Source organism: Streptomyces sp. NPDC056835, assembly GCF_042789485.1.
Lineage (GTDB): Bacteria > Actinomycetota > Actinomycetes > Streptomycetales > Streptomycetaceae > Streptomyces.
In genome coordinates, this window is sequence record NZ_JBHUBB010000032.1 from 91,054 (window position 1) to 100,200 (window position 9,147).

Below are 9,147 nucleotides of genomic sequence, written 5' to 3' on the forward strand. Positions count from 1 at the left end.
CCCGCCGATCACTTGTCGCGCATCCACTGCTCCATCACCGACAGCAGATGATCAGGGTCGACCGGCTTGGTGACATAGTCGGACGCGCCGGAGTCAATGGCCTTCTCCCGGTCGCCCTTCATCGCCTTCGCGGTGAGCGCGATGATCGGCAGCCCGGCGAACTGCGGCATCCTGCGGATGGCCGTCGTCGTCGCGTATCCGTCCATCTCCGGCATCATGATGTCCATCAGAACGACTGTCACATCGTCGTGCTGCTCCAGGACTTCGATGCCCTCACGGCCGTTCTCCGCGTACAGCACCGACAGTCCGTGCTGCTCCAGCACGCTGGTGAGGGCGAAGACATTGCGGATGTCGTCATCGACGATCAGCACCTTCTCGTTGTCGAACGAGAAAGTACGGCTCTCCCGCGGCGCCTCCTGACGGCCCGCGGCGGCCACACCCGAGCTCCAGGACTCCAGCCCGCGCGGCCCGACCGCCGGGCCGTCCGACGTGCCCGGAGCCCCGCCCTGCGGCTGGGAGCCCTGCTTCCCGGCACCCGCGCTCTTGCGGCGACGCCGGAACAGGGCGGCCGGACCGGGCAGTTCCGCGGGCGCGGAGGATGCCTCCAGCTGCCCCTGTGCCTGTCCCGACACCTCTGTGCCGTCGTCCGTCTGACGTCCCTGCGGATGGAGGCCCGCGGAGGTCAGCTGCTGCATCCCCGCGGGCGTCAGCTGCGGATAACCCTGCGGGGGCAGCTCGCTGGGGTGGAGCGGCAGATAGAGCGTGAAGGTCGAGCCACGCCCCGGCTCGCTCGCCGCGTGGATCTCACCGCCGAGCAGCCGGGCGATCTCCCGGCTGATGGACAGTCCGAGACCCGTGCCGCCGTACTTCCGGCTGGTCGTACCGTCCGCCTGCTTGAACGCCTCGAAGATGACACGCATCTTGCTCGCCGCGATCCCGATCCCGGTGTCGGTGACCGAGAACGCGATCAGATCGCCGTCCGCGTCCCGCAGCGAACCCGCCTCAAGCAGCTGCTCCCTGATGGCGTCCGGCACATCCGTACCGGCCGGCCGGATCACCAGCTCCACGGCGCCACTGTCGGTGAACTTCACCGCGTTGGACAGCAGATTGCGCAGCACCTGGAGCAGCCGCTGTTCGTCCGTGTGCAGCGTCGCGGGCAGCTCGGGCGAGACCCGTACGGAGAAGTCGAGCCCCTTCTCCGCCGTGAGCGGCCGGAAGGTCGCCTCCACATAGTCGACCAGCTGGACCAGCGCGATACGGGTCGGGCTGACGTCCATCTTGCCCGCCTCGACCTTCGACAGATCGAGGATGTCGTTGATCAGCTGGAGCAGATCCGAACCCGCGCCATGGATCGTCTCCGCGAACTCCACCTGCTTCGGCGAGAGGTTCGACTCGGCGTTGTCCGCGAGCAGCTTGGCGAGGATGAGCAGCGAGTTGAGCGGCGTACGCAGCTCGTGCGACATGTTCGCCAGGAACTCCGACTTGTAGCGCATCGAGACGGCGAGCTGTTCGGCCCGCTCCTCAAGCACCTGCCTGGCCTCTTCGATCTCGGTGTTCTTCACCTCGATGTCGCGGTTCTGCTGCGCCAGCAATTCGGCCTTCTCCTCCAGCTCCGCGTTGGACTCCTGGAGGGCCTTCTGCCGGTTCTCCAGCTCCGCGGAGCGCTCCCGCAGCTGCTCGGTCAGCTCTTGCGACTGCTTCAGCAAAACCTCCGTCTTGGAGTTGACGCTGATGGTGTTGACGCTCGTCGCGATCATCTCGGCGATCTGGTTGAGGAAGTCCCGCTGGATATGGGTGAACGGCTGGAACGACGCCAGCTCGATCACACCGAGGACCTTCCCCTCGAAGAGCACCGGCAGCACGATCACATGCGCGGGCGCGGCCTCCCCGAGCCCGGACGAGATCTTCAGATAGCCCGGCGGCACATTGACCTGGATGGTGCGCTTCTCCTCGGCGGCCGTCCCGATGAGCGTCTCGCCCGGCCGGAAGGACGTCGGCATCGACCCCGCCGAGTAGCCGTAACTGCCGCGCATGCACAGCTCGTACGAGGCGTCCTTGCCGGTGTCCGTGCCGACCTGCGGCACCGTGCCGGTCTGCATCGCCAGGAAGAACGCGCCGTGCTGCGCCGAGACGACCGGTGTCAGCTCGCTCATGATCAGCGAGGCCACATCGTCGAGATCGCGGCGGCCCTGCATCAGACCGGAGATACGGGCGAGGTTGCCCTTGAGCCAGTCCTGTTCCTCATTGGCGAGGGTGGTGTCACGCAGATTGGCGATCATCGTATTGATGTTGTCCTGGAGGACCTGGATCTCGCCCGCCGCGTCCACATCGATCTTCAGGTTGAGATCGCCGCGGGTCACCGCGGTGGCGACGGCGGCGATCGCCCGCACCTGACGAGTCAGGTTGCCGGCCATCTCGTTCACCGATTCGGTGAGGTCGCGCCAGGTGCCGTCGACGTCCCGCACCCGGGCCTGGCCGCCCAGCTGCCCGTCCGTACCCACCTCGCGGGCCACGCGGGTCACCTGATCGGCGAACGAGGAGAGCTGGTCGACCATCGTATTGATGGTGTTCTTCAACTCCAGGATCTCACCGCGGGCATCGATGTCGATCTTCTTGGTGAGATCGCCCTTGGCGATGGCGGTGGTGACCGTCGCGATCTGGCGCACCTGACCGGTCAGATTGGACGCCATCGAGTTCACGGACTCGGTGAGGTCCTTCCACGTACCCGACACGCCCGGAACCCTGGCCTGGCCGCCCAGTTCGCCCTCGGTACCCACCTCGCGGGCGACGCGCGTGACCTCGTCCGCGAAGGAGGACAGCGTCGTCACCATCGTGTTGACGGTGTCGGCGAGTTCGGCGACCTCGCCGCGCGCCTCGACCGTCACCTTCTTCGTCAGATCACCATTGGCGACCGCGGAGGAGACCCGCGAGATATTGCGCACCTGACTGGTGAGGTTGTTGGCCATGGTGTTGACGTTGTCGCTGAGGTCCTTCCAGATTCCGGTGACACCCCGGACCCTGGCCTGCCCGCCGAGGATGCCTTCCGTACCCACCTCACGGGCGACGCGGGTCACTTCGTCGGCGAAGTTCAGCAGTTGGTCGACCATCGTGTTGACGGTCGTGACCAGATCGAGGATCTCGCCCCTGGCATCGACGGTGATCTTCTTCGACAGATCGCCCTTGGCGACCGCCGTGGTGACCTCCGCGATATTGCGGACCTGCGACGTCAGGTTGTTCGCCATGAAGTTGACGGACTGGGTGAGGTCCTTCCAGGTGCCGGAGACGCCCTGGACCTCGGCCTGGCCGCCGAGGATGCCCTCGGTGCCCACTTCACGGGCCACCCTGGTGACCTGCTCGGCGAAGTTGGACAGCTGGTCCACCATCGTGTTGAGGGTGTTCTTCAGCTCCAGGATCTCGCCGCGCGCGTCCACGTCGATCTTCTGCGACAGGTCGCCGCGCGCCACCGCCGTGGCGACGCCCGCGATATTCCTGACCTGCGCCGTGAGGTTCCCGGCCATGCCGTTCACGGAGTCGGTCAGATCCCGCCAGACACCGGCGACGCCGGGCACCTGCGCCTGACCGCCCAGCCGGCCGTCCGTACCGACCTCACGCGCGACCCTGGTCACCTGGTCCGCGAAGGCCGAGAGCTGGTCGACCATGGTGTTGATCGTGTTCTTCAGCTCCAGGATCTCGCCCCGGGCGTCCACATCGATCTTCTGCGACAGATCGCCGCGCGCCACGGCCGTGGTCACCTGCGCGATCTGGCGCACCTGATCGGTGAGGTTCCCGGCCATGGAGTTGACGGAGTCGGTGAGCTCCTTCCACGTACCGCTGACGCCGTCCACCCGCGCCTGGCCGCCGAGCCGGCCCTCCGTACCCACGTCCCGCGCCATGACCGTGACCTGGTCGGCGAACGAGGACAGCTGCGCCACCATCGTGTTGACAGTGTTCTTGAGCTCCAGCATCTCGCCGGCCACATCGACCGTGACCTTCTGGGTCAGATCACCATTGGCGACGGCCGTGGTCACCTGCGCGATGTCCCGCACCTGGCCGGTCAGGTTACGGAAGGCCGTGTTCACCGAATCGGTGAGGTCCTTCCACGTACCGGCCGCGCCCGGCACCTCGGCCTGGCCGCCGAGCCGGCCCTCGACGCCGACCTCCCGGGCGACCCGGGTGACCTCGGAACCGAACGACTGCAGCTGACCCACCATCGTGTTGACGGCGTTCTTGAGCTCCAGCATCTCGCCCGCCACATCGACGGTGACCTTCTGCGACAGATCGCCGTTCGCGACCGCCGTCGTCACCTGCGAGATGTCCCGCACCTGAGAGGTCAGATTGCGGAAGACGCTGTTGACCGAGTCCGTCAGGTCCTTCCAGGTCCCGGCCGCGCCGGGCACCTGCGCCTGGCCGCCGAGCAGCCCCTCGGCGCCGACCTCGCTCGCCACCCGGGTCACTTCGTCCGCGAAGGTACGGAGCGTCTCCGTCATCTGGTTGATCGTCTCGGCGAGCTGAGCCACCTCGCCGCGCGCGCTCACGGTGACCTTCTGCGACAGATCGCCATTGGCGACGGCCGTGGTGACCTCCGCGATGCCCCGCACCTGGTTGGTCAGGTTGCCGGCCATCGTGTTCACCGAATCGGTGAGGTCCTTCCACACCCCGGCCACCCCGGGCACGGTCGCCTGGCCCCCCAGCTCGCCCTCCGTGCCCACTTCCCTGGCCACGCGCGTGACCTCGGAGGAGAAGGACGACAACTGGTCGACCATGGTGTTGACGGTGTTCTTCAGCTGGAGCATCTCGCCGGCCACATGAACCGTGACCTTGCGCGACAGATCACCCTTGGCGACCGCCGTCGTGACGAGAGCAATGTCACGTACCTGAGCGGTCAATCGATACGCCATCGTGTTGACCGAATCCGTGAGGTCCTTCCACGATCCGGACATACCTCGCACTTTGGCCTGACCGCCGAGCTTGCCCTCGGTACCGACCTCCAGCGCCACCCGCGTCACCTCATCGGTGAACGCCGAGAGCTGGTCGACCAGATTGTTGACCGTACGGGCCACCTTCAGGAACTCGCCCCGCAACGGCCGCTCCGCGCCCTCGGAAGAGTGCGAACGCAGCTCCATACGCTGCTCCAGATCGCCCTCGGCGACCGCGGAGAGGACCCGGCCCACCTCGGAGACTGGCCGCGCCAGATCGTCCACCAGCGCGTTCGACGCGTCGATCGCGGCAGCCCAGGAGCCCTCGCAGGCCCCGGTCTCCAGCCGCTCCGTGAGCTTTCCCTCACGCCCGACCATGCGCCGTACACGGGCCAGCTCGCCCGTGAGATGGAGATTACGGTCGGCGACCTCATTGAAGACGGCGGCGATCTCCGCCATCACATCGTCACCGGAGACGGTAAGGCGCTTACGGAAGTTGCCGTCCCGCATCGCCACCAAGGCCGTCAGCAGTCTGTTCAGCTCCGCCGCGTCCACCTCGATGGTCCCATTGCTTCGGGACCGTCCGCCTTTCGCGCGCGTGCCATTGCCACGCGCCGCCGTGCCAGACTCCACCGTGTCCCTCCCGCAGGGGTTGACCGTACTGCCCGAGCTGTCTCCGCAAGCCTGCCCAGTGTTTCACCATGGCCGAACCAGGCCATAACAGTTCGGCAGCTTCGCATAGCGTCCCCGCCCCCGCAGGGTGGAAACAGCGGTGACCGGCATCCGCTCGGACAGCGAAGTTAAGTAACCTGGCATCCGGCTGTCCAACCGTCCCGGTCCGCCCGGCGGGGACGGTGTGGCGAAGGTACTACCACCGGGCGCGAGGAGGGGCGGGGCCGATCATGGCGGAGCCGGGCGTCGAAACGCGTACGAGGAGTTCTGTGATCACCGCGCGGGCGGCTGCCAGCTTCGACCCTGTCGGGCGATCCGTCGCGACTGCCCGCGCCTTTGTCCGTGACACCCTCCAGGGATGGGGTTACTCCGATGTCGTCGATGACGCCGTCGTCCTCACCAGTGAACTCGTCACCAATGCGGTGATCCACGCCGGCACCTCCGCCGATGTGCTCTGCCTCCGGACAGAAGACGGCGTCCGGGTCGAGGTCGCCGACCGTTACCCCGAGCGCGAGGTCCCCATTCAGGGCACCGGCCAGTCGTTCGGCAGCCCGGACCGCGAGAACGGCCGGGGACTGCTGCTCTGCGCCGCCCTCGCCTCACGCTGGGGCGTCGAGTACACCCCGACGTACAAGCAGGTGTGGTTCCAGCTCGACCTGCCCCAGCGTCAGGTGGGCACCCGCTCGGCCGGCCCCGTCCTCCCCACCAGCCTGCTCCCCGTCGCCGACGAACGCGTACGGGTGGCCGTCGTCCAGATCGACCGCGGCGGCACCGTCGTCAACTGGAACGAGGACGCGGAGCACCTGTTCGGGTACGCCGCCGAACAGGTCACCGGCAAGCCCCTCACGGACATCGCCGCCTGGCCGCACACCCCCGGTATCGGCACGGGTATCGTCGAGGCACTCCAACTCTCCCGCTGGGAGGGCAGTTACGGCATCCGCGGCGCCGACGGCCGGGTCATCCCCGTCTACGCCTCCCACCTGCGGGTGCGCGACACCCACGGCGAGCCGTCCACGGTCTGCCTTCTCGTACGCGACGACGAACGCGCCGTCATCCAGACCCCATTGCGCACCCCCGTGACCGACACGGGCTCCGAGAGCCGGAGCACGGACCCCTTCGAGGTCTTCATCGGCTCCCCCGCCCCCGACGATCTCGACGGACTCCTCCAGCGCACGGTGGAGCGCGCCCGCGACATGCTCGACGGCGATTCGGCGTTCCTCCTTCTCGCCACGGACGACGAGACGGAGTTGGAGGTACGGGCCTCCACCGGCCTTCCCTCGGCCCGCCAGCGCTTCGCCCGCGTCCCCGTGGAGGCCGGCACGGGCCGTTACAGCTCCGCCCGCATGCCCGCTGTCCACGACGACCTCACGGCCGTCCCCGGAGCCGTCCCGCTGCTCAACGACACCGGCATGCGCTCCGTCGTGACCGTCCCGCTCAAGGTCGAGGGCAGACTCACCGGCTCCCTGGGCGTCGCCGCCGAGGGAGCGGCCCGCTACTCCAACGAGGAGGCGCTGCGCCTCCAGTTCGCCGCGGACCGTATCGCCCTGGCCGTCGAATCGGCCCGTCTCGGCGAACTCGAACGCCTGCGCCGCGGCTCACTCTCCTTCCTCGTCGAGGCCTCCGATCTGCTCGCCGGCACACTGGACCGCGATCAGACGCTGGCCCTGATGGCACAGATGACCGTGCCCACCCTGGCCACCTGGTGCGCCGTCTACACGATCGCCGACCAGTCGTCGGACCCGTACCTCTCCTACGTGCTGCACGAGGACGAGGACCGCATCGACGGCCTCAAGGCCCTGCTCTCCAAGATTGACCCACCGGATCCGGTCCCCGCGCCGGGCGCCCGCATCTGGACCGCCCCGGCTGACGCCGCCCATCAGGCCGCCCTGCGCACCTCCATGCGGCAGTTGGGCAGGGGTTCGAGCCCGGTCTCCTCCGGCATCGGCACAACGCTGGCGACGGCGGCGGCGGTCGGCGGCGAGACCGTCGTGCTACCGCTGGTCGCCCGTAACCGCGTCATCGGCATGCTGACCCTCGGCAAGCCCTCGGACGACCACTTCCGTCAGGAGATCCTGGAACTCGCCGAAGACCTCTCCCGCCGAGCGGCCCTCGCCCTCGACAACGCCCGTCTCTACTCGGAGCGTACGGCCATCAGCCAGGCTCTCCAGCGCAGCCTGCTGCCGCCGGGACTGCCCCAGGTCCCCGGCGTCGAGGTGGAGGTCATCTACCGCGCGGCGGGCGAAGGCAACGAGGTGGGCGGCGACTTCTACGACCTGTTCCCCATCCGGGACGGCGCCTATGGCTTCGCCATCGGAGACGTCTGCGGTACGGGCCCGGAAGCCGCGGCCGTCACCGGCCTGGCCCGGCACGCCCTGCGTCTGCTGGCTCGCGAGGGCTTCGGCGGCCCCGCCGTCCTTGAGCGGCTGAACGCGGCGATCCTCGACGAGGGCGCCCGCAGCCGCTTCCTCACGCTGCTCTACGGCGAGTTGTGGCCCCAGGAGGACGGCAGCGCTGTCCTCAAGGTGGTGTGCGCCGGCCATCCGCTCCCCTTGCGTCTGCGCCAGGACGGAACGGTCGAACCCGCCGCGGAACCGCAGCCGTTGCTGGGTGTCATGGAGGACCTGGAGCTGTACGAGCAGATGGTCACGCTCGACCCCGGAGACGTCCTCCTGTGTGTCACCGACGGCGTCACGGAACGCAGGGAGGGCACACGCATGCTGGGCGACGACGGCCTGGCCGATGTACTGACGACCTGTACGGGCCTGACGGCCGGCGCGGTCGCCTCCCGCGTACTGCGCGCGGTGGAGCGCTTCGCCGCCGAGCCGGCCTCCGACGACATGGCCATCCTGGCGATGCGCGTCCCGGAGCCCCACAACAGCTGACACATACGCGAAAGGCCCCCGCCGAGTGGCGGGGGCCTTTCTCTTACTTCTGAGCCCCAATACGGAATCGAACCGTAGACCTTCTCCTTACCATGGAGACGCTCTACCGACTGAGCTATTGGGGCGGAGCAACGAGATAAAGCATACACGATGATCAGACGTGCACAGCACCGTTCCGAAGGGAAACGGGGGTGGAACGTGGGGAACACGGGAGGGGAACGCAGAAATGCCCCGCACCAGAAGGTGCGGGGCATTCCCACAATAATTGTTCGGCGGCGTCCTACTCTCCCACAGGGTCCCCCCTGCAGTACCATCGGCGCTGTGAGGCTTAGCTTCCGGGTTCGGAATGTAACCGGGCGTTTCCCTCACGCAATGACCACCGAAACACTATGAAGATATCGAAACAGCTGGATGACAACACGGCCGTTCGTTACTTCAGAACTAACACAGTGGACGCGAGCAACTGAGGACAAGCCCTCGGCCTATTAGTACCGGTCAACTCCACCAGTCACCTGGCTTCCATATCCGGCCTATCAACCCAGTCGTCTACTGGGAGCCTTAACCCCTCAAGGAGGTGGGAGTCCTCATCTCGAAGCAGGCTTCCCGCTTAGATGCTTTCAGCGGTTATCCTTTCCGAACGTAGCCAACCAGCCATGCCCTTGGCAGAACAACTGGCA

At 67.3% G+C, this 9,147-nt stretch carries 2 protein-coding genes, 1 tRNA gene and 2 rRNA genes; 1 reads left to right on the forward strand and 4 read right to left on the reverse strand.

The features are described from left to right. Positions 1–8: 8 nt before the first annotated feature. The gene (locus tag ACFRMN_RS30340) at positions 9–5,549 is read right to left on the reverse strand and encodes a HAMP domain-containing protein (protein WP_383025364.1); all 5,541 of its coding nucleotides are present in this window, start codon (positions 5,547–5,549) and stop codon (positions 9–11) included. A 269-nt stretch (positions 5,550–5,818) separates the two neighbouring features. Between ACFRMN_RS30340 and ACFRMN_RS30345 the strand changes: the two genes are divergently transcribed. Then, positions 5,819–8,470 (forward strand): SpoIIE family protein phosphatase, encoded by a 2,652-nt coding sequence (locus tag ACFRMN_RS30345; RefSeq protein WP_383025367.1) that lies wholly within the window; start codon positions 5,819–5,821, stop codon positions 8,468–8,470. A 52-nt stretch (positions 8,471–8,522) separates the two neighbouring features. Here ACFRMN_RS30345 and ACFRMN_RS30350 read toward each other — a convergent pair. The 3 genes from ACFRMN_RS30350 to ACFRMN_RS30360 all read right to left on the reverse strand — a co-directional run. After that, positions 8,523–8,595 (reverse strand) — tRNA-Thr (locus ACFRMN_RS30350). Positions 8,596–8,737: 142 nt separating this feature from the next. Next, a 5S ribosomal RNA gene (gene rrf / locus ACFRMN_RS30355) occupies positions 8,738–8,854 on the reverse strand. An 81-nt stretch (positions 8,855–8,935) separates the two neighbouring features. Next, positions 8,936–9,147, reverse strand: a 23S ribosomal RNA gene (locus tag ACFRMN_RS30360); the annotation flags it as partial.